This is a genomic window from Mesocryomonas lacus (genome assembly GCF_055730105.2).
The window spans coordinates 646,767-664,471 of record NZ_JBUZWF020000003.1; the positions used below are offsets into that span (position 1 = coordinate 646,767).

The window sequence follows — 17,705 nt, forward strand, 5'->3', positions numbered from 1 at the left end:
GGGCTTGCCCGGGCGTCAGGCAAAGCTACGCGGCGTTGGGCGTGCGCGGGCTCTTGTCGGACGGTGCCGTTTGCCTGGTTTCGCAAACCACCGTAGCGGGTGGGCAGTTTCTGGCGACCGGCCGCCTCGAGGGCCTCCACGGCCGCCCCCGTCGAGCTCTTAGGAAAATCTTCATCGAGCATTTACCCCACCGCGGAATGTTTCGGGGGGAGGGCGCTGCGGGCTTTGGGAATGTTCAGACTCTTCGCCGACGGTGTCGGCGCGGAGAATCCCATGCATGCCATTCTGACTTGCCTCAGGGTCGAGCACGACCCGACACTGCTTCTTCTGGCCGCCCTTGTCTGTGTCATCGGTGTCTACGGCTCTTTCTCGGTCGCGCGTCATGCCGGCCGCTCCGAGGGCGAGGCGCGCCGCCGGTGGGGCGCGATCGCCATTCTTGCCGCCGGCTCGACCGCCTGGGCCACCCATATGGTGGCCTTGCTGGCGTTTCGCCCGGGAATGCCGTCCGGCTTCGAGCCTTTCCTCACCGCGTTGTCGTTGCTTCTGGCGGTCGCGGGCATCGCTGCCGGCGTCGGCATGGCGCTCGGCAGCCGAAGCCGCCGCCGGCGGTTCCTCGGCGGTCTTGTCATCGGCGCCGGCGTCGCCGCCCTGCATTATGTCGGCCAGGCCGCCTACTTCGTCCGCGGCGAAGCCCGCTGGGATTACGCGCTGGTGGCCTTCTCGATCCTCGCAGGCCTGCCGCTCTTCGGCCTTTCGCTGATGGTCTCCGGCGAGCGCAACAAAACCGTCCGGCTCCTCGGCGCGCCGTTCCTCGTCCTGTCGATCGCCGTCCTGCACCTTGGCGGCATGACCGCGCTGCAGCTGCAATATGATCCGCGCATCCAGCTGCCGCGCCTCGCCATCGCGCCCGAGACGCTTGCCCCCATCGTGGCGGCGGTGTGCTTGGCGCTTCTGACCGTCGCGGTCGTTGGCCTTCGTCTGACGCTCAGCGCCAAGGCGGCCCTCCTGCGGGAACGCAAGCAGCTGGGAGAACTTGCCAATCTAGCGCTCGAGGGTCTGGCGATCTGCGAGGACGACAGAGTTGTCACCGCCAATGACAGTCTGGCGCGCCTCTGCGGTGTCCCGCGCGGCGCACTCACGGGCCGGACGGTGGCGTCCTTGGTGCGCGGGGTCGACGTGCTCGCGCTGTCCCAGTCGGAGGAAGCGGAAGCCGATCTCCCGACGTCTTCGGGCGGGACCTTGCCGGTGCGGGTCATCCGCAGCGACGTCAGGCTGGGCGGGCGCCCGCAAATGGTCATCGCCTTCCGCGACCAGCGCGAACGGCTGAAGAGCGAGGAGCGGATCCGCAAGCTCGCCTTCTCCGACCCGCTGACCGGGCTTGCCAACCGGACCCGCTTCCACGACGCGCTTGCCGAGCAGGTGGCCCGGCAGGCGGAGACCGACCTCCCGTTCACCTTGCTGATGCTCGATCTCGACGGCTTCAAGGCGGTGAACGATTCGCTCGGCCATTCCGGCGGCGACGATGTCCTGCGGATCGCCGCCGACCGGTTGCGCGCCGCGGTGGACGAGCGTCATCTGGTCGCACGGCTCGGCGGCGACGAGTTCGCCATCCTGATGCGCGACAGTGCCGATCCGCTGCAGGCCGGAGAGATCGGCCGCCGGGTGATCGCCTCGCTGGAAATGCCGATCCGCGTGCAGCAGCAGATGGTGCATGTTTCGGCCAGCATCGGCGTCATGCCGTCGCAATGGCCGCCGCTCTCGGCCGGCGACATGCTCACCGCCGCCGATCTCGCCCTCTACGACGCCAAGGCCAACGGCCGTGCGACGGTCCGGCTGTTCACGCCCGAGCTGCGCCGCGTCTCGATGGCGCGGAGCGGCCTTGCCAATGACCTCCAGGCGGCGTGGACCGAGAACCAATTCGAACTCTACTATCAGCCGCAGGTTGATCTGGTCAGCGGCGAAGTCCTCGGTGCGGAGGCGCTGATCCGATGGAACCATGCCAAGACCGGGCTGGTCGCCCCGGGAGCGTTTCTGCCGGTTCTGGAGAGCAGTCATCTGGCCGTGCCGGTCGGCGACTGGATCCTGCAGACGGCGTGCCGGCAGGCGCGCAGTTTCTGCGCCGCGGGTCTCGGCGACGTCCGGATCGGCATCAATCTCTTCGCCGCCCAGCTGCGATCTCCCGATTTCGTCGAACGGGTCGAAGAGGCGCTGCGCGCGAGCGGGCTCGCCGCGTCGCAGCTGGAGCTCGAGATCACCGAGAACATCGTCCTCCTCAACGAGCGCCTGATCGCCGATCACCTCAGGCGCATTCGGGCGATGGGCATCGGCATCGCCTTCGACGATTTCGGCACCGGCTACGCCTCCCTGACGATGCTGAAGAAACTCGACATCACCCGGCTGAAGATCGACCGCTCCTTCGTCAGCGAGATCGAGACCTCCCGCAAGGATCAGGGCATCGTCGATGCCGTCATCCGGATGGCCGAGGGCTGCGACCTCTCGGTCATCGCCGAAGGCATCGAGAAACAGTCTCAGGCGGATTTCCTGAGAGGCAAGGTCGGGGAGGGGCAAGGCTACCTCTTCGGCAAGCCGAAGCCAGCCGACCGCTTCGTCCAGACCTTCGGCCATGCGCCCCTTTCGCCCAAGCGGGCTATGACGCCGGAACAGGGCGTGCGAAAACGGGCGGGATAGACGGCCCGGACGGGGCCGGAATAAGACAGTACCGGATTGCCGACGTGACGACGACCAACGCCCTGACCCCAGATTACCGCCGCTTCCGCTTCGCCACCGCGCCGATGATCGACTGGACGGACCGCCATTGCCGGTTCTTCTTCCGCCAGCTTTCGAAGCAAGCGCTGCTCTACACCGAGATGGTCGTCGCCGACGCGGTGATCCACGGCGATCTCGAGCGGCTGCTCGGTTTCGATGCGGCGGAGCATCCGGTTGCGCTGCAGCTCGGCGGGTCCGATCCGGAGAAGCTGGCGAAGGCTGCGGGGATCGCCGAGGGCTTTGGCTATGACGAGCTGAACCTCAATGTCGGCTGCCCCTCCGACCGCGTCCAGTCCGGGGCTTTCGGCGCCTGCCTGATGCGCGAGCCGCAGCTCGTCGGCGAATGCCTGCAGGCGATGCGCGAGGCCGTGAGGATCCCGGTCACCGTGAAATGCCGGCTGGGCGTCGACGACCAGGACACCGAGCCGGCGCTCGACGCGCTGGCCGATGCCGCGGTGGCCGCCGGCGTCTCCGCCATCTGGGTGCACGCGCGAAAAGCCTGGCTGCAGGGGCTGAGCCCAAAGGAGAACCGCGACGTCCCGCCGCTCGACTACGCCCGCGTCCACCGGCTGAAGCAGCGGCTGCCCGATATGTTCGTCGGCATCAACGGCGGCCTGTCGACGCTGGAACTGGCGGAGGCGGAGCTGGCGCATGTCGACGGCGTGATGATGGGCCGCGGCGCCTATCAGGATCCCGGCCAGCTCGCCGAGGTCGATGCCCTGTTCTTCGGGGCGACGCCTGCGCCGGTCGACTATGTCGCGGTGGTCGCCGAGATGGCCGACTATGCCGCCCGGCACATCGCCGCCGGCGGCCGGCTGGTGCATGTCACCCGGCACATGACGGGGCTCTTCACGGGTCTCCCCGGCGCCCGCCGCTGGCGCCAGACGCTGTCCGATGCCGGCGCCCGCCGGGATGCCGGGCCGGAACTCTTCGCCGAGGCGTTAGGCTATGTCGACCTCGACGCCCCCGCTCGCGCCGCGGCCTGAAGCGGCCGCCTTGGCGCGCAGGTGTCCGCGGGCGCTCAGTCCGTCAGCGTCAGCCGCTCGCCGCGAAAGTCGAACGAGGAGAGCGTGCCGAGAAAGCTCATGCCGAGGAGGCTGAGCCCGTCGCCGTCGCGGTCCATCACTGCCGCCTCGACGTTTTCGCGGACGATGCCGCCGATCTTGACGTAGCTGAGGCGCACCGGCGCGGCGCGGGCCGGGCCGTTCGCGGTCATCACGCGGCTGGTGTAGCCGAGCCCGGCGACGTCGATGCCGATGGCGGCCGCCGTGCCGCGGTCGAGCGCCACCAGCGAGGCACCGGTGTCGACGAGGAAGTTGACCTTCTGGCCGTTCACGACCGCGTCGACGTGGAAATGCGCATCATCCGCCCGCAGCACCCGCACTTGGGTACCGTCTCCAGCGACGGTGATGACATGGCCGGGCATCAGCTCGGCCAGCATCCGGTCGCCGACTTCGCGCAGTTCCAGGCGATAGCTGTAGAGGCCGATCAGCAGCACGAAGGCGAGAGCCCAGGCAAGCAGGCTCTTTGCGGCCCCTGCCAGATTGGTCCTGAGGACGCCGAAGAGGCTGGCCGCGATCACCAGGGCCCAGATGCCGGCATAGGCGCTCTGGCCGAAGTCGTCGTCGCTGAGCCCGCCGATGCGGCCGCCATCGTTCAGCACGAGAAGGAGGACGACGCCGGCGATGAGGGCGAGGACGAGGATCAGGAAGCCGTTACCGCGCACGCCTCAGCCCTCGCAGGGCAGTCGGGCGGGCGGGATGGGCGTCTTTGACGAGGACAGCGCCGACAGCCGCGCCGGGAGTGCCGCCATTACCGCGCGCCGCTCGGCCGCAGACGCCGCCGACCAACCGCCGATCTCGCTGTCGCTGCGGCCGCAGCCGACGCAGAACCCGCTGCCGGGGTCGAGCACGCAGACCCGGGTGCAGGGGCTTTCGATGGTCATTGGGTTCCGTTCGCAAGTGGGGCGGGCAGTGCGGCGGCTGCCATGTAGGCATATCCGCGCCAGTCGCCAAGCCTCAGGCCATGTCCTGGAACGCCGGCATGACCTCCAGCACCCGCGCATGCGGGAAGATGGCGATCGCCTCGGTACCGACGCGCAGCTGCGATTTCAGCACGAACTCGCCATCGTGCATGTGGCAGAGCGCCTGGACGATGGGCAGGCCGAGGCCGGTGCCTTGCTCGGCGTTCTTGATCGCGCCGGAGCCCTGGCCGAAGGAGGAGAGCACGACCGGGATCTCGTCCTCGGGAATGCCCGGCCCGTCGTCGCGCACCGAGACATACTGGCCGCCGCCTGCTGTCCAGCCGACGCGCACGGTGATGAGCCCGCCGCGCGGGGTGAACTTCACCGCGTTGGACAGGAGGTTGATGATGATCTGGCGCAGCGAGCGCTCGTCGGCCCAGAGCTGCGGCAGCTCAGGCTCGAACTGCACCTCGACGGCGATTCCCTTGGACTGCGCCTTCAGCTGCACGAAGGCGAGCGAGTCGCGGGCGATCTGCGTCAGCTCCACCGCCTCCTCGTTCAGCGCGTAGCGCCCCGCCTCGACGCGCGACAGGTCGAGGATCTCGTTGATGAGGTCGAGGAGGTGCTGGCCGGAGACGTGGATGTCCTTGACGTAGTCCTTGTAGGTCTCGTTGCCGAGCGGGCCGAGGATCTCCTTGGAGATGACCTCGGAGAAGCCGAGGATGGCGTTGAGCGGCGTGCGCAGCTCGTGGCTCATGGTGGCGAGGAAGCGCGATTTGGCAAGGTTTGCCTCCTCCGCGCGCCGCCGGGCCTCGTCGGAATTGATCCTCGCGGTCTCGAGCTCGGCGATCAGCTCGTCCTTCTCCGCCTGGTGCTTCATCCGCTCGATGGTGTTGCGGCGCAGGTGCTCGGCGACGACGGTGAACATCGGCACGGCGCCAATGACCATGGCGTGCATGGCCAACGCCACCGGCTCGGTCTCGGTCACCAGCTTGACGACCAGCGTCAGGATCAGCGGAGCGAAGGCGACGGTGACGACGGAGCGCAGCGTGGAGGAGACCATGGCGGTCAGCGCCACCGCCAGCAGCAGGATCGCGAACTGGAAGATGTCGAAGCGCAGCGGGGCGCAGGTGTTGCAGTCGAGGCTGGCGAGATAGGCCCAGCCACAGCCGGCGGCGGCATGGCCGGCGAGCAGCAGCCGGCCCCAGCGGACCGCATCGAGGCTCTCCGGGCTTTGTCGTGCGAACCGCCGGGTAATGGCGTAGAGGACGAGGTATCCTGCCAGCGCCACCAAGCCCCAGACCATGGCACCTACGGCGCCGATGAACACCGACAGGCCGAAGCCGGTCAGAAGGATCGGCAGCGGCATCGCCACCGCGGCGGTTTTGAGCGTGTGCGCGTGATGCTGCAGCAGCTCGCGGTCGAAACCCGGCGTCAGCCGTCCGGCCAGCCGCGCACGCGCTGCCCGCAGCGTCTTGGACAGGTCCGCCTCGGACGCGCCGCGGCGGCGGCGGCCAAGACTTTTGCCATAACTGGGAGGGGCTGCGACAGACATGGGTGGGGGTTCGAAGGCTCCGCGTCGTACGATTCGTCGCGGCCCATCATCTTTCCCAAAGCTTAAAAAACTGCCTTAAGCAAATGCGAAACTTTGTGTCGACTGACGCTTTCAGCGGCTTTTCCAAGGCCGTGGCGTTCCACTCGATGCCCTGCCGACATGGCAGCGGAACTCCTGCTATAACGGTCGGGACACTGACATGAGGCAGCGACGATGGACCGGCTCGACAAGAAGATTCTGAAGCTCCTGCAGGAGGACGCGACGCTTGCAGTGGCCGACGTTGCCAAGCGGGTCGGCCTGTCGACGACGCCGTGCTGGCGCCGGATTCAGAAGCTTGAGGAAGAGGGGATCATCCGCCGCCGCGTCGCCGTGGTCGATCCAGCCAAGGTGAACCTTCGCGTCACCGTCTTCGTCTCGATCCGCACCAACTCGCATTCCAACGAATGGCTGAAGCGGTTTTCCGAAGTGGTCGGGGATTTCCCCGAAGTGGTCGAGTTCTACCGCATGAGCGGCGACGTCGACTACCTCCTGCGCGTCGTCGTTCCCGACATCGCCGCCTACGACGCCTTCTACAAACGCCTGATCGCCCGCATCGAAATCCGCGACGTCTCCTCGTCCTTCGCGATGGAGCAGATCAAGTACACGACGGAAATGCCGCTGGATTACATCCAACTGGAGAAGGAGCCGAAGGAGGCGTGAGGGAGCCCGACTGAGGGCTGCGGCGTGCATCTACTCGTCAGCTTCGTCATCCCGGACTTGATCCGGTGACCGTATCGGGAAAATCGCAAACCCTTCAGCGTGGCTATCCCTAGACCCGCGCCGGCACCGGAGTTGAGAGCCGCAACCCTTTCCGTTTCGTCACCCCGGACTTGATCCGGACCGTATCGAAAAAATTGCAAACCCTTCAGCGTGGCTATCCCTGGACCCGCGCCGGCAACGGAATTGAGAGCCGCGACCCTTTCCGTTTCGTCATCCCGGACTTGATCCGGGATCCATTCCAAACCGCTGAACGAGGTCAGTCCGGCCGACCGTGCCCTCACTTTGTACCGGACCGAAAGCTTACGCTTCGAGGAATGGATCCCGGCTCAAGGCCGGGATGACGAAGCTCAAAGGTTTGCGGCCCGTCGATTTCGACTGGCGGCTCAAGGCCGGAATGACGAACGCTGGACGTTTGAACCTCGGCAAGAAAAGTTGAATCCTCTGAATCGCTTGGTGTCAGTCTCTGAAGCGGTGATTCACTTTCTTCATCTGACGAATCAACGCCTTCACACGCCGATTCATTACCTTCGCCTGACGTCTCAGCGCTGCAGCCGCGCGAGCAACGAGGACGTATCCCAGCGCTTGCCGCCCATGCTCTCGACCTCGGCGTAGAACTGGTCGATCAGCGCGGTCGCCGGCAGCTTCGCCCCATTGCGCTTGGCCTCCGTAAGGCAGATGCCGAGGTCCTTGCGCATCCACTCCACCGCGAAGCCGAAATCGTACTTGCCGGCGTCCATGGTTTTGTGACGGTTCTCCATCTGCCAGGAACCGGCGGCGCCCTTGGAGATCACGTCGACGACCGTCTCGATGTCGAGCCCGGCCTGCTTGCCGAAATGGATGGCTTCCGAGAGGCCCTGGACGAGGCCGGCGATGCAGATCTGGTTCATCATCTTGGCGAGCTGGCCGGAACCGGCGGGGCCCATCAGGCCGACCATCTTCGCATAGGCGGTGATGACGGGCTTTGCCGCCTCGAAGTCGGCTGCGTCGCCGCCGACCATCACCGTCAGCGCGCCGTTCTCGGCGCCGGCCTGGCCGCCGGAGACCGGCGCGTCGAGGAACTTAAGACCCTTGTCGCGCGCGGCGGCGTCGAGCTCGCGGGCGAGTTCCGCCGAGGCCGTGGTGTTGTCGACGAGGATGGCGCCCGGCTTCATCCCGGCGAAGGCGCCGTCTTCGCCCAGCACCACCGAGCGCACGTCGTCGTCATTTCCGACGCAGACGAACACCACGTCCGCGCCCTCGGCTGCCTGTCGGGGCGTTGCCGCCGCGTGGCCGCCGAACTTTTCCGCCCAGGCTTTCGCCTTTTCCGGCGAGCGGTTGAAGACGGTGACGTCGTGGCCGCCCTTGGTCTTGAGGTGGCCGGCCATGGGAAAGCCCATGACGCCCAATCCGATGAAGCTTACCTTGGCCATGCCAGCTGTTTCCCGCGAGAGACGATGCCCCAACGGGGTAGCAGACGGCGGCGTCGGGTCAACCCGGCAAGGGCTGTCGCTCTTCGCCTGCCGTGCGTTCCGGGTGGATTTCAAACCGGATCGTCCGGCCGACGGCAGTCGCGTATTTGGCGATCGACGTCATCGACGGGGCATGCCGTCCGCTTTCCATGCGCGCGACGGCAGATTGCGTCGTCTTCATTCTGTCGGCGACGTCCTGCTGGGACAGCTTGGCTTCGGCCCGCGCCGTCGTCAGGGCTCGGGCGAGAGCGAACTCGTTTTCGAGGGCGTCGAACGCTGCCTTGACCGCTGGATCGGCCAGGAGCTCGGCGCGAAACTCTGCGTAGGGGACCGTTTTTGTCATCGAAAGCCTCTCATCCGCTTCAGTGCCATATCGATCTCTCGCCTCGGAGCCTTCTCGGTTTTCTTTACGAAGGCACGGACGACAACCAGTCGTTGCCGGGAAGCGGCGAAGTACAGCGCCTGGGCAATGCCGTCCTTGCCCTTAAGCCGCATTTCCCAGAGACCGCTTTCGAGCGGCCGGACATAGGGCATGCCGATCTCGGCCGGGCCTTTCTCGATCAGCATATCGACGATCCATGCGAAATGCGCGCGCACGTCAGACGGAAGAGCGAGGATTTCCCTACGCGCTTCGTAGATCAGTTCCAGCGTCCAGGCAATAATATCTCATTCCTGATATATGTCCAACCAACGCCAACTGAGTTTCCAGCTCTACCGCTTCAAATGCCGGATCAGCCGCTTCTCGACCGCCGCCGTCGCGTGCCGGAGCGCCTCGACGATGGCGAGGTAGAACAGCGCCGCCCAGATGTAGGTCTGGAAGTCGAAGGTCCTGGAATAGGCGCGCCGCGTCTCGCCAAAGAGGTCGTAGACGGTGATAATGGCGACGATCGCCGAGGCCTTGATCATTAGAATGATCTCGTTGGCATAGGGCCGCAACGCGACGATCATCGCCTGCGGCAGCACGATCTTCCAAAAGATCAGGATCGGCGACAGGCCGAGCGAGCGCGCGCCTTCCCACTGGCCGCGCGGCACGCTCTCGATCGCCCCGCGCAGGATCTCCGCCTGGTAGGCGGCGGTGTTCAGCGAGATCGCGAAGATCGCGCAGTACCAGGCGTCGCGGAAGAACCACCAGAGCCCGAGGCTTTCGAACGTGCCGCGGAACTCGCCGAAGCCGTAATAGACGAGAAAGATCTGCGCGATCAGCGGCGTGCCGCGGAAGAAGTAGACGAAGACGAAGGCCAGGCCGCGCGCGACAGGGTTCTTCGCCATTCGACCGAAAGCGATGGGAATCGAGACGAGCGCGCCGACGACGAAGCAGATCAGCACCAGCGAGATCGTCGTCCACAGCCCCTGGAGATAGAGCGGACCGTAGCGCGCCATCAGCTCGGGGTCGTAGGCCGAGACGAGGTAGTAGACGATGCCAAGGCCTGCGAGACAGATGAGGCCGAGGATGATCTTGCCGGCAAGGCCGCTGCGTTTCTGGATCACGGGGGGCGCCGAGACGGTCATCGCGACGCTCCGCTGCGCTTGGTCCAGTGGTCGATCCGGCCGATCACCACCGAGGACAGCATGGTGAGGACGAGGAAGTTCGCGCAGGCGATGCCGAAGAACAGGAAGGGCTCGCGCGTGACGCGGGAGGCGATGCCGGCCTGGCGCATGGTGTCGGCCAGGCCGACCACCGAGACCAGCGCGGTGTCCTTCAGGAGGTTCATCCAGAGATTGGCAAGGCCGGGTAGGGCGATCTTGATCAGCTGCGGCAGGATGACGGAGATCATGATCCGCATGCGGGACAGGCCGAGCGCCTTGGCGCCTTCCGTCTGCCCGATCGGGATCGCCCGGAAGGCCGAGAGGAAGACCTCGCTGGCGAAAGCGGAGAAGACGAGGCCGAGCGCGATCATGCCGGCGAGGAAGGACGAGACGGTCAGCGCCGGCAGGCCGGTGGCACCGGTCAGCGCGTTGATCGCGCTCTGTCCGCCAAAATAGACCAGGAACAGCGTCAGCAATTCCGGCAGGCCGCGGAAGACCGTGGTGTAGATGTCGGCGGACAGGCGCATCGCTCTGTCCTCGGACTGCTTGCCGAGCGCCAGGGCGAAGCCCGCGCCGAGCCCGAGCGGCAGCGTCGCCAGCGCCAGCGTGACGGTGACGACGACGCCCGCGAGGATGTCGTCGCCCCAGCCCTCGGGGCCAAAGCCGATCATCGCCCAGTCAGTCTGCATGCGCGCTCCGCGATCGTCGTGGTTCTGGTGTACCGGGTGGGGAGCCGACGCCTGGGGGATGCCGGCCGTCGGTCGGCACGTTGCAGCGCGGCAGCAGGCCGCCGCGCCGCGGTCTCATGCGGGGCCTACTTGGTCTCGGCGCCGTAGACGTCGAACTTGAAGTACTTGTCCTGGACGGTCTTGTAGGTGCCGTCCTTGCGGATCGCGACGATCGCGTCGTTGAACATCTTCTTCAGCTTCTCGTCGCCCTTGCGCAGGCCGATGCCGGCGCCGACGCCGTAGATCTTCGGATCGGCCGGCAGCGTGCCGAGGATCTTGCAGCAGCTGCCTTCCGGGCTGTCGATCCACTGTGACAGGACGACGACGTCGTCCATCACCGCGTCGAGGCGGCCATTGCCGATGTCGAGCTTGTACTCTTCCGAGGTCGGGTAGACCTTGATGTCGCTGTCGGGGAACAGCGCCTCGGCGGCCTGGCTGTGGGTGGTCGAGCCTTGCGCGCCAATCGCCTTGCCGGAAAGCGCTGCGGCCGTCGCCTCGGTGATCGGGCTGTCCTTTGCCACGGCGATCGCCGGCGGGGTGTTGTAGTACTTGTTGGTGAAGTCGATCTGCTTCTGGCGCTCCGGCGTGATCGACATGGAGGCGATGATCGCGTCGAACTTGTTGTTCTGCAGCGCCGGGATCATGCCGTCCCAATCCTGCGCGACGAACTCGCACTCGGCTTTCATCTGGGTGCAAAGGGCTTTCGCGATGTCGATGTCGAAGCCGGTCAGCTCGCCGCCGGCGGTGAGGAAGTTGAACGGCGGATAGGCGCCCTCGGTGCCGATCTTGATCGTCTTGTAATCCTTCGCCGAATCGTCTGCCTGCGCGGCGTTGAAGCTTGCGGCCAAAGCGAGCACCGCGACGGCGGCGGTGAGGGTACGGGCAAAACGCATGGACTTCTCCGGTGGTGAGCAGGCGTCACGGGCCTCGACATTGGGCATGCCTGTTATAGCGGCGATACTTCCATGGCTGTCGTAAAAAGTGCAACAGCTGTCATCGTAGCCTCACGCCTTTTCAACGGCTGGCTTCGAAGGATCTTGCCGCCGCAAGATCTTGCGGCGTGTTGACGTTGAAGAACGGGTCGCCGCCGGGTGCGCCGTCATCATCGGGGAAGTCGATCGCCGCAAAACCAATGAGGTCAAGGAACCCGCGGATGGCATGCTTGCCCGGCGCTCTCAGGAAGCCCGGCAAAGCGTCGAGCGAGGCTGTCGGCCAGAGTGCCACCGTCGGCTGCAGGGCGCCGGCACGGCGGGCAACGCAGGCAAAGTTGGCTGGTCCGGCCATCAGGCGGGAAACGAGGTCTCCCGGCAGGAACGGCGTGTCGCCCGGTACGGTCAGGAGATGCGTCACGCCCGGATGGTGCGCTCCGAGATAGGCAGCGGCTGCGTCCAGCCCCGCCAGCGGGCCTGCGAAACCGCCGATCCGGTCGGGGATCAGCGCCAGCCCGGTCCCGGCGAAGGCATCGGCATCGTTGGCGCTGAGCAGCACGGGCGCGGTCTCGGCGCCAAGCCTCGCCAGCACATGATCGAGGAGGGTCAGCCGGCCGAGACGCAGCAGGGGCTTCGGCACCGCGGCACCCATGCGCGCGCCCCGCCCGCCGACCAAGATCAGCGCGGCGACCATTACTGGCGCAGAAGCGGGGGCAGCGATCATACGACTTCGGTCTCCGGCAGCGGCGCAATCCCTTTCACCCGCTCGCGATAGAAGGTGTAGGCGCCGCTGAGCATGATGATGAGGGTGCCGAGCAGCACCCAGCGATCCGGTATTTCCTCGAACCAGAACACGCCGATGAGCAGCGCGAACAGCAGCACCGAATAACGAAACGGCGCGACGAAGCCCATGTCGCCGATCCGCATGGCGGAGACGATGAAGATGTAGCCGACGCCGATCATCACCGCTGCGACCGCCAGCATGGCCATGTGCGTCCCGGTCAGCGGCACCCAGCCGGTGGCCGGGATCATCAGGCCGCCGACCAGCGTCACCACGAGGGCGGTGACCACCGAAACCTGCAGCGAGGGCACGGTCTCGGGCAGGCGCCGTGTCGCGAGGTCCCGGACCGCGGCCGAGACCACCGAGGCAAGGACGTAAAGCGAGGAGGCGGTAAAACCCTCGAGCCCCGGCCGCACGATGATCAGCACGCCGACGAAGCCGGCGCCGATGGCGCTCCACCGCCGCCAGCCGACCGGCTCGCGCAGAAACAGCGCAGCGCCGAGCGTCACAGTCAGCGGCAGTGCCTGAAAGATCACGGTGGCGTTGGCGAGGGGCAGGTGGCCGAGCGCGGTGATATAGAACAGCGTACAGCCGACGTCGCCGGCGGTGCACAGCATCACCAAGGGCTGGCGCAGGATCCTGAGCGAGAACGGCACCTTTCGCGTCCAGGCGATAGCGATCAGCAGCAGAGTCGCCATCATCCCGCGCACGGCGATCAGCTGCGGTACGGCAAGGTCCGCGGTCAAAAGCTTGACCAGGCTGTCGTTGATCACGAAGGCCGCCATCGCGAGAAGCATGAAGAAGCTCGCGCGGACGTTGTCGGAGAAGGCGAGGCGCGGCAGGAGGGACACGGCGGACTGCTGGCGAGAGGGCGATGGCCTGCTTTACGCGAGCCTTGCCTTGTTGGCGACGGTCTTCGGCGGGTCTCGCGACGCCCCGGTGCTTCATCTCCGATTGTCCGATACGGGCTTGCCGCCGGGGCCGCTGCGGGCGTTCAGTCGGCGGTTCCAGTGGCTGGGAGGTCGGCCAGAACGTTGTTTCCAGTCTGACGACTGAAAATTTATCTTCTGTCCTTAGAATTGGCTCGACCGGCGCCTCCCGATGCGTCGCACGCTCCTCTGACGGCGCCAGATGATCTCCATGCACGAGACACCGTTTCCATCGCCGTCCGAAGAGCCTGAAACGGCCGGGGGGGCTGTCTCGCGCCCGACCGACGTCACCGGTTCTCTCTCCAGCCTCGACATGACCGAGGGGGCGCTGCTCCGCCAGATGATCGACCAGGCGCCCGACATGATCTTCGTCAAGGATCAGGACAGTCGCTTTGTCCTCGTCAACTCGGCGGTGCTCGACGTCACCGGCCATACGGATGCGGCGAGCCTGATCGGCCGCACCGACTTCGACTTGACCGAACCCGGCTCTGCCGAGCGCACGCGCGCGCTGGAGCAGCACATTATGGCCTCGGGTGAGGCGGTCCTCAACCTCGAGGAGCCGGTGGTCAATACGGGCGGCGTCCAGACGACGCTCTCGACCTCGCGCGTGCCGCTCCGCAACGGCGAGGGTGAGATCGTCGGGCTGATCGGCGTGGCGCGCGACATCACGGAGTGGAAGGCCGCCGAGGAGCAGCTCCGCCACCTCACGCAATACGACCTCCTGACAGGGCTTCCCAACCGGGCGCTGATGAAGGACCGCCTCGCTCAGAACCTGATCCTGGCCGAAATCCACCGCTCTAAGCTGATGGTCGTGGCGCTGAATGTCGATCAGTTCAAGCGGGTGAACGACAGTCTCGGCTATGAGAAGGCTAACGGGCTGCTGATCATGATTGCCGAGCGGCTCGGCGGCCTCCTGCATTCGGCCGACACCGTCGCCCGCATCGGCGGCGACGAGTTCGTGCTGCTGCTTGGCGAGCATCCCGCCACCGACATGCCCATCCTCGAGGCGCTGGCGAAGCTGAGGACGCTGATCGCCGAGCCGTTTTTATGCGCGGGGCAGCCGCTGCACATGACGTGCAGCATGGGCATCGCCGCGTTTCCGGACGACGGGACCGATGCGGAGACCTTGCTGCGCAATGCCGACGCGGCGATGTACCGCGCCAAGCAGTCCGGGCGCGACACCTTCCGCTTCTATGCCGCGGAGATGAACAGCGCGGTGGTGGAGAAGCTGTCGCTCCAGGAGGACATGCGGGCGGGCCTTTCGCGCGGCGAATTTCACCTTCTCTACCAGCCTCAGGTTGATCTCGCTTCCGGCCGCATCTTCGGCGTCGAGGCGTTGCTGCGCTGGCATCATCCGAAGCGCGGCCCGATTGCGCCGACGGTCTTCATTCCGATCGCCGAGGAGTCCGGCATGATCGCCGACCTCGGAGAATGGGTCCTGCGCCAGGCCTGCCGGCAGAACCGCGCCTGGCAGGAGGCCGGCCTCCCGAACGTTACCGTCGCGGTCAACGTCTCGCCGCGCCAGATCCGCGAGAAGGATTTTCTCGCCAAGATCGGCAGCGCCCTGGAGAGCAGCAGGCTAGACAGCTGCTGGCTCGAGCTGGAGATCACCGAGGGCGTCATCATCGAGGATATCGAACGGGCGATCGCCACCTTGTCCGAGATCAAGGCCATGGGCGTGCAATTGTCGATCGACGATTTCGGCACCGGTTATTCGAGCCTCAGCGTCCTCAAACGTCTGCCGCTGTCGCGGCTGAAGATCGATCGCTCCTTCGTCAGCAATCTCGAACACGACGGCAGCGACCGCGCCATCGCCACCGCGGTGATCTCGCTCGGACGCGAGTTGCAGCTGAAGGTGATCGCCGAGGGCGTCGAGACGGAGGAGCAGATGCGCATCCTCAAGGAGAACCGCTGCGACGAGATGCAAGGCTATTATTTCAGCCGTCCCGTCGATGCGTCGGCGATTGCCGCCCTTCTCGCACAGGAGAACCGTCCCGCCTGACCGGCAGTCCAACGCGGCTGCAAAACTTGCCAACTTCTTTCCAAGAAACTGCCGCGTTCAGACAATCCTAACGTTTGCGGTAACGGGACATCCTCGTTCGGGTGGATAATGGGGCTCGATCTTTTTTCGAGGATGAACACCCATGTCCGACTCCGTCTCGCTCGTGTCGCCGCCGGTGCTTCGGCCGGAGCTCGACAAGGCGATCCTCCAGCCTGCCGAACTCGCGCAGTTCTACAATCTGCAGGAACAGCGGATGATCCTGCCGATCCACTACCGCGACGACTGGACCCGCCACACGGCCGAGGAGGCGGCGCTATCCTTTCCGCTTGCGCCGGTAGTCGCTTACGGCGCACCGCCGGTGTCGGTACGTGTGGATCGGCCGGTGGCCGCCGATGGTCCGGTTGCGCCTGCCACCTACCCTGCGCTTCGCATGCCCTCCGCACCAGAGCTGCCAAGCGCCGGCGAGCGGGCGACGGTGCCGGGGACGGAGGCGTGCAACCGCCCGGGTACAGCTTCGCCCGCCGCCGAGCCACTGGCTTATGGCGGCGACGTCGCGAGGGTGCGTCAGCTCACAGCTGAAATCCTGGCCAACGGCGAATTCGTCCCACTCGTCTTCCAGTATCGCCAGGCCGGCGACCTTCTGCCGGTCACCGACACGGTTCAGGCAACGACCGTCGCTGCGCGGCGCGTGGCATCGGTCTACAAGGCGTTTTGAACGGGCCCGAAGCGGATCGGACGGCGGAGCGGCACGCTCTTCAACCGCCGGTCACGCTCATATGGCGCGACACGGCCGGGCGGCGCGTCGTCCGGTCGATGATGAAGTCGTGGCCTTTCGGCTTGCGGCCGATAGCCTCGTCGATCGCCTGCGATAGCAGCTCGTCGCCTTCGGAGGCGCGGAGCGGGGCCCGCAAGTCCGCCGCGTCGTCCTGGCCAAGGCACATAAAGAGCGTGCCTGTGCAGGTGATCCGCACGCGGTTGCAGCTTTCGCAAAAGTTGTGCGTCATCGGCGTGATGAAGCCGAGCCGGCCGCCGGTCTCGGCGACATCGACGTAGCGGGCCGGTCCGCCCGTGGCATAGCCGCTTTCCCGCAGCGTAAAGCGGCTTTCGAGATCGGCCCGGACTTCGCTCAGCGGCAGGTACTGGTCGGTGCGGTCTTCGTCGATCTCGCCCATCGGCATGGTCTCGATCAGCGTCAGGTCCATGCCTTCGCCATGCGCCCAGCGCAGCATGTCGGGAATTTCGAGGTCGTTGAAACCCTTCAGCGCCACGGCGTTGAGCTTGACCTTGATGCCGGCCGCCTGAGCCGCCTTGATGCCGTCCAGCACCCGATCGAGCGCGCCCCAGCGGGTGATCGCCTTGAACTTGTCGGGATCGAGCGTGTCGAGCGAGACGTTCAGCCGCTTCACGCCGCAGTCGGCAAGCTCAGCCGAGAAGCGCTGCAACTGCGAGCCGTTCGTCGTGAGCGTCAGCTCGTCGAGCGACCCTGTCTCCAGGTGCCGCGACAGGCCGCGGATGAGGTGCATGACATTTTTGCGCACCAGCGGCTCGCCGCCGGTCAGCCGCAGACGCTTCACGCCCTTGGCGACGAAGGCGCTCGCCAGCCGGTCGAGTTCCTCGAGCGTCAGGAGATCGCGCTTCGGCAGAAAGGTCATGTCCTCCGCCATGCAATAGACGCAGCGGAAGTCGCAGCGGTCGGTCACGGAGATACGGAGATAGCTGATCGCGCGACCGAAAGGGTCGATCATCTCGGTTCCGGTCGCGCGGGCCGGCGCGCTGCTGGATGGCGACGGGCTATCGTTGGGGAACGCGATGGTGCTGTTCAGCCCGAGAAGATTGCGGAGGGGAGGGGCTTGGTTCATAGCATTGCTCATCCGACCTATGTGGAAGCTGGCTGCAGGGAGGTCAACCCGACTGAAAGCCGGAGCGGCAGAAAGGCAGACACATGTCCGAGACGACCATCGCACCCGAGGAAATCCGGGTTTCAAAAGACCGCCGTACCTTGACCGTCCAGCTCGCCGGCGGCGGCACAGACGCCTTCTCGGCCGAGATGCTGCGGGTGCTCTCGCCCTCGGCGGAGGTGCAAGGCCATTCCAAGGCGCAGCGGATCACCGTCGGCGGCAAGCGCGAGGTGGGGATCCGTGACATCGTTCCGATCGGCCACTATGCCATCCGGATCGTTTTCGACGACGGGCACGACACCGGGATCTTCACCTGGTCCTACCTGTCCGAACTCGGCCGAGACCGCGATGCGCGCTGGAACGCCTATCTCGCGGAACTCAGCGAAAAGGGCCTGCGGCGGGAGCGATAGGAAGGTTGGC

General features: G+C 66.0%; 18 protein-coding genes. 6 read left to right on the plus strand and 12 right to left on the minus strand.

Going from position 1 to position 17,705, the window contains the following annotated elements; translation table 11 throughout:
• The first annotated feature begins 273 nt into the window (after positions 1 to 273).
• Both ACZLZQ_RS12830 and dusA read left to right on the plus strand, forming a co-directional pair.
• On the plus strand, positions 274 to 2,688 hold the full coding sequence (locus ACZLZQ_RS12830) for a bifunctional diguanylate cyclase/phosphodiesterase (protein ID WP_472949682.1): 2,415 nt from the start codon (positions 274 to 276) through the stop codon (positions 2,686 to 2,688).
• Positions 2,689 to 2,732: 44 nt separating this feature from the next.
• Complete coding sequence (gene dusA, locus ACZLZQ_RS12835) at positions 2,733 to 3,752, plus strand: tRNA dihydrouridine(20/20a) synthase DusA (RefSeq protein WP_472949683.1); 1,020 nt, start codon at positions 2,733 to 2,735, stop codon at positions 3,750 to 3,752.
• 35 nt (positions 3,753 to 3,787) lie between these two features.
• Here dusA and ACZLZQ_RS12840 read toward each other — a convergent pair whose 3' ends face one another.
• From ACZLZQ_RS12840 to ACZLZQ_RS12850, 3 genes are all read right to left on the minus strand, one after another.
• A complete protein-coding gene (locus tag ACZLZQ_RS12840; RefSeq protein ID WP_472934102.1) occupies positions 3,788 to 4,492 on the minus strand; it encodes a retropepsin-like aspartic protease family protein in 705 nt (234 codons plus the stop codon).
• Between the two features lie 3 nt (positions 4,493 to 4,495).
• Positions 4,496 to 4,711, minus strand: a complete 216-nt coding sequence (locus ACZLZQ_RS12845; RefSeq protein ID WP_472949684.1) for a DUF1289 domain-containing protein — start codon at positions 4,709 to 4,711, stop codon at positions 4,496 to 4,498.
• A gap of 73 nt (positions 4,712 to 4,784) precedes the next feature.
• A complete protein-coding gene (locus ACZLZQ_RS12850; protein WP_472949685.1) occupies positions 4,785 to 6,284 on the minus strand; it encodes a sensor histidine kinase in 1,500 nt (499 codons plus the stop codon).
• Between the two features lie 213 nt (positions 6,285 to 6,497).
• On the opposite strand from ACZLZQ_RS12850, the gene ACZLZQ_RS12855 reads away from it, so the two are divergent.
• Complete coding sequence (locus ACZLZQ_RS12855; RefSeq protein ID WP_472934099.1) at positions 6,498 to 6,983, plus strand: Lrp/AsnC family transcriptional regulator; 486 nt, start codon at positions 6,498 to 6,500, stop codon at positions 6,981 to 6,983.
• A gap of 599 nt (positions 6,984 to 7,582) precedes the next feature.
• On the opposite strand, the gene ACZLZQ_RS12860 is transcribed toward ACZLZQ_RS12855, so the two are convergent.
• The 8 genes from ACZLZQ_RS12860 to ACZLZQ_RS12895 form a co-directional block, all read right to left on the minus strand.
• The gene (locus ACZLZQ_RS12860) at positions 7,583 to 8,452 is read right to left on the minus strand and encodes an NAD(P)-dependent oxidoreductase (protein WP_472949686.1); all 870 of its coding nucleotides are present in this window, start codon (positions 8,450 to 8,452) and stop codon (positions 7,583 to 7,585) included.
• Positions 8,453 to 8,510: 58 nt separating this feature from the next.
• Positions 8,511 to 8,834, minus strand: coding sequence for a helix-turn-helix domain-containing protein (locus tag ACZLZQ_RS12865; protein WP_472949687.1), 324 nt, complete (start codon positions 8,832 to 8,834; stop codon positions 8,511 to 8,513).
• Positions 8,831 to 9,154 (minus strand): type II toxin-antitoxin system RelE/ParE family toxin, encoded by a 324-nt coding sequence (locus ACZLZQ_RS12870; protein ID WP_472949923.1) that lies wholly within the window; start codon positions 9,152 to 9,154, stop codon positions 8,831 to 8,833. The genes ACZLZQ_RS12865 and ACZLZQ_RS12870 overlap by 4 nt, the downstream gene beginning before the upstream one ends.
• A gap of 48 nt (positions 9,155 to 9,202) precedes the next feature.
• The gene (locus ACZLZQ_RS12875) at positions 9,203 to 10,000 is read right to left on the minus strand and encodes an ABC transporter permease (RefSeq protein WP_472949688.1); all 798 of its coding nucleotides are present in this window, start codon (positions 9,998 to 10,000) and stop codon (positions 9,203 to 9,205) included.
• On the minus strand, positions 9,997 to 10,707 hold the full coding sequence (locus tag ACZLZQ_RS12880; RefSeq protein WP_472949689.1) for an ABC transporter permease: 711 nt from the start codon (positions 10,705 to 10,707) through the stop codon (positions 9,997 to 9,999). The genes ACZLZQ_RS12875 and ACZLZQ_RS12880 overlap by 4 nt, the downstream gene beginning before the upstream one ends.
• A 125-nt stretch (positions 10,708 to 10,832) precedes the next feature.
• Positions 10,833 to 11,639 carry an ABC transporter substrate-binding protein gene (locus ACZLZQ_RS12885; protein ID WP_472934093.1) on the minus strand — a complete coding sequence of 269 codons (807 nt, stop codon included), beginning with the start codon at positions 11,637 to 11,639 and terminating at the stop codon, positions 10,833 to 10,835.
• A 121-nt stretch (positions 11,640 to 11,760) separates the two neighbouring features.
• The gene (gene mobA / locus ACZLZQ_RS12890; protein WP_472949690.1) at positions 11,761 to 12,399 is read right to left on the minus strand and encodes a molybdenum cofactor guanylyltransferase; all 639 of its coding nucleotides are present in this window, start codon (positions 12,397 to 12,399) and stop codon (positions 11,761 to 11,763) included.
• A complete protein-coding gene (locus tag ACZLZQ_RS12895; protein WP_472949691.1) occupies positions 12,396 to 13,307 on the minus strand; it encodes a DMT family transporter in 912 nt (303 codons plus the stop codon). Before ACZLZQ_RS12895 ends, mobA begins: the two co-directional genes overlap by 4 nt.
• A 289-nt stretch (positions 13,308 to 13,596) precedes the next feature.
• On the opposite strand from ACZLZQ_RS12895, the gene ACZLZQ_RS12900 reads away from it, so the two are divergent.
• Positions 13,597 to 15,387 carry a putative bifunctional diguanylate cyclase/phosphodiesterase gene (locus ACZLZQ_RS12900; RefSeq protein WP_472949693.1) on the plus strand — a complete coding sequence of 597 codons (1,791 nt, stop codon included), beginning with the start codon at positions 13,597 to 13,599 and terminating at the stop codon, positions 15,385 to 15,387.
• A gap of 142 nt (positions 15,388 to 15,529) precedes the next feature.
• Positions 15,530 to 16,102: a hypothetical protein gene (locus tag ACZLZQ_RS12905; RefSeq protein WP_472949694.1), complete on the plus strand. Its 573-nt coding sequence runs from the start codon at positions 15,530 to 15,532 to the stop codon at positions 16,100 to 16,102.
• A gap of 40 nt (positions 16,103 to 16,142) precedes the next feature.
• On the opposite strand, the gene moaA is transcribed toward ACZLZQ_RS12905, so the two are convergent.
• The gene (gene moaA / locus ACZLZQ_RS12910; RefSeq protein WP_472949924.1) at positions 16,143 to 17,132 is read right to left on the minus strand and encodes a GTP 3',8-cyclase MoaA; all 990 of its coding nucleotides are present in this window, start codon (positions 17,130 to 17,132) and stop codon (positions 16,143 to 16,145) included.
• Between the two features lie 197 nt (positions 17,133 to 17,329).
• On the opposite strand from moaA, the gene ACZLZQ_RS12915 reads away from it, so the two are divergent.
• Complete coding sequence (locus ACZLZQ_RS12915) at positions 17,330 to 17,695, plus strand: gamma-butyrobetaine hydroxylase family protein (RefSeq protein ID WP_472949695.1); 366 nt, start codon at positions 17,330 to 17,332, stop codon at positions 17,693 to 17,695.
• Positions 17,696 to 17,705 lie beyond the last annotated feature (10 nt).

Bases quoted from the DNA above. Each gene is read 5' to 3' on its own strand.
- ACZLZQ_RS12830 (WP_472949682.1), top strand. From the start codon at position 274: ATGCATGCCATTCTGACTTGCCTCAGGGTCGAGCACGACCCGACACTG.
- ACZLZQ_RS12845 (WP_472949684.1), bottom strand. From the start codon at position 4,711: ATGACCATCGAAAGCCCCTGCACCCGGGTCTGCGTGCTCGACCCCGGC.
- ACZLZQ_RS12850 (WP_472949685.1), bottom strand. From the start codon at position 6,284: ATGTCTGTCGCAGCCCCTCCCAGTTATGGCAAAAGTCTTGGCCGCCGC.
- ACZLZQ_RS12855 (WP_472934099.1), top strand. From the start codon at position 6,498: ATGGACCGGCTCGACAAGAAGATTCTGAAGCTCCTGCAGGAGGACGCG.
- ACZLZQ_RS12860 (WP_472949686.1), bottom strand. From the start codon at position 8,452: ATGGCCAAGGTAAGCTTCATCGGATTGGGCGTCATGGGCTTTCCCATG.
- ACZLZQ_RS12865 (WP_472949687.1), bottom strand. From the start codon at position 8,834: ATGACAAAAACGGTCCCCTACGCAGAGTTTCGCGCCGAGCTCCTGGCC.
- ACZLZQ_RS12875 (WP_472949688.1), bottom strand. From the start codon at position 10,000: ATGACCGTCTCGGCGCCCCCCGTGATCCAGAAACGCAGCGGCCTTGCC.
- ACZLZQ_RS12880 (WP_472949689.1), bottom strand. From the start codon at position 10,707: ATGCAGACTGACTGGGCGATGATCGGCTTTGGCCCCGAGGGCTGGGGC.
- ACZLZQ_RS12885 (WP_472934093.1), bottom strand. From the start codon at position 11,639: ATGCGTTTTGCCCGTACCCTCACCGCCGCCGTCGCGGTGCTCGCTTTG.
- mobA (WP_472949690.1), bottom strand. From the start codon at position 12,399: ATGATCGCTGCCCCCGCTTCTGCGCCAGTAATGGTCGCCGCGCTGATC.
- ACZLZQ_RS12900 (WP_472949693.1), top strand. From the start codon at position 13,597: ATGCACGAGACACCGTTTCCATCGCCGTCCGAAGAGCCTGAAACGGCC.
- ACZLZQ_RS12905 (WP_472949694.1), top strand. From the start codon at position 15,530: ATGTCCGACTCCGTCTCGCTCGTGTCGCCGCCGGTGCTTCGGCCGGAG.
- moaA (WP_472949924.1), bottom strand. From the start codon at position 17,132: ATGATCGACCCTTTCGGTCGCGCGATCAGCTATCTCCGTATCTCCGTG.
- ACZLZQ_RS12915 (WP_472949695.1), top strand. From the start codon at position 17,330: ATGTCCGAGACGACCATCGCACCCGAGGAAATCCGGGTTTCAAAAGAC.